The sequence below is a fragment of the Candidatus Hydrogenedentota bacterium genome (assembly GCA_035416745.1).
Lineage (GTDB): Bacteria > Hydrogenedentota > Hydrogenedentia > Hydrogenedentales > SLHB01 > UBA2224.
On sequence record DAOLNV010000166.1, the window covers coordinates 1 to 1,356 of the forward strand.

The 1,356-nt window shown below is 64.2% G+C and carries 2 protein-coding genes; one reads left to right on the plus strand and one right to left on the minus strand.

Annotated elements, in window-relative coordinates; translation table 11 throughout:
- The first annotated feature begins 160 nt into the window (after nt 1-160).
- Nucleotides 161-1,045 (plus strand): hypothetical protein, encoded by an 885-nt coding sequence (locus PLJ71_22590; GenBank protein HQM51476.1) that lies wholly within the window; start codon nt 161-163, stop codon nt 1,043-1,045.
- Between the two features lie 74 nt (nt 1,046-1,119).
- Here the strand turns inward: PLJ71_22590 and PLJ71_22595 are convergent.
- A partial coding sequence (locus PLJ71_22595) for a hypothetical protein (protein ID HQM51477.1) occupies nt 1,120-1,356 on the minus strand: 237 nt, incomplete at its 5' end.

A 1,356-nucleotide genomic window follows, 5' to 3' on the forward strand; every position in this document is an offset into this window, starting at 1 on the left:
GGCATTCCGCACCGTCCACGGCGGTCGATATTCGCCCTTGCCGATGGCCCGGGGCACTCTCTGATGGTTCTCTTTATCGGCCTTGAAGGTCCCACAAGGACCTGTCAGGATACGCGGGAGTTCAAGCAGGACACGTGTTCAGACATGGGGGAGAGGAGCTATGAGAGGTATCCGGGGACTAATCTTGGGAATAACCGTGTGTGGCGCCGCGCTTGCGCCGGTGGCGGCGGCGCAGGTCAGCTCCGAGGTTCACGACCGTGCCGCCACAATCCTCCGTGACGCGTTGCGCAACGAAACCGAATGGGTACGGGTGCATGCCGGGGAGGCCCTTTTGCGAAACGGGCTTTCCGAGGGCGTCGAGAGCGTCTTCCAGCCCGAGGCCGAGAACAGTCCGCCCAAACACCGTATCGGCGTGTGGCGGGTACTGGCCCAGGCGCAAGAGGACGCCGCCGAGCGCGAGCGCTACGTTCAACGCATACGTGTCGCTTTTCTCGACCTGGACGGCCCTGACCGCCTGCACGCCGCCGAGACGCTGGGCAAGCTCGGCGATGCGAAACGCTCGACACAGCTCCTTAACGCCGCCACCCAGGCAGACACGCCCATCGCCGCCTATGCGCGCCTGATCCTTGCCAATACCGGCGCCGCCGAGGATGCCGAATACCTGGCCGCGCTGCTGGGCTCGTACGACGACGACGTACGCGACACGGCCGGTTATGCCCTCCGCTTTGCCCCGAAGCTGGATGAGCGGACCCTCGCCCGCGTGCGGAACACGGCGTTGGCGGAACCCGAGAAGTCGCCCGCGCGGCTTAACCTCCTCATCGCCTGGCTGGCGCACGCGGATAAATCGGAACAGGCGGGAATCAAGACCCTCCTCAGGCCCTATGCGGAGAGCCAGGAGAAGTCCGAGCGGTACCAGTTCGGCGAAGCGATGGCGCTGCGTGGAGACGCGGACGATGTCCCCGTCCTGCTGAGATTGCTGGACGACAAAGACACCGACGTGCGGATCAGCGCCGCCAACGCCTTGCTGGCTATCGAGCGCCGGTAACTCGACAAAAAGGATGCCGCCCGGAACCCGTGACTCCCGGGCGGCGTGTGTTTTGCCTCTTCAGGGCTCGAACGTTACCCTGCAGGCTGAATCTCGAGTTCATGCCGGAGCGTGACGCTTTGGCCCGGAGGAATCTCGCCCTCGATGCGCCATAGCTCGACCTCGAGGTCCTGCAATTCTTCGGGATACGCGTAGACCCACGTGAGGTCCACGGTTTCCTTGTCGAAACGCTGCGTTACTTTGAGCCCTTTCGAGCCTGAGAACGTCCATTCGCCCGCGGGCAGGGTCCTGGTGTCGGCGTGGAACATCTG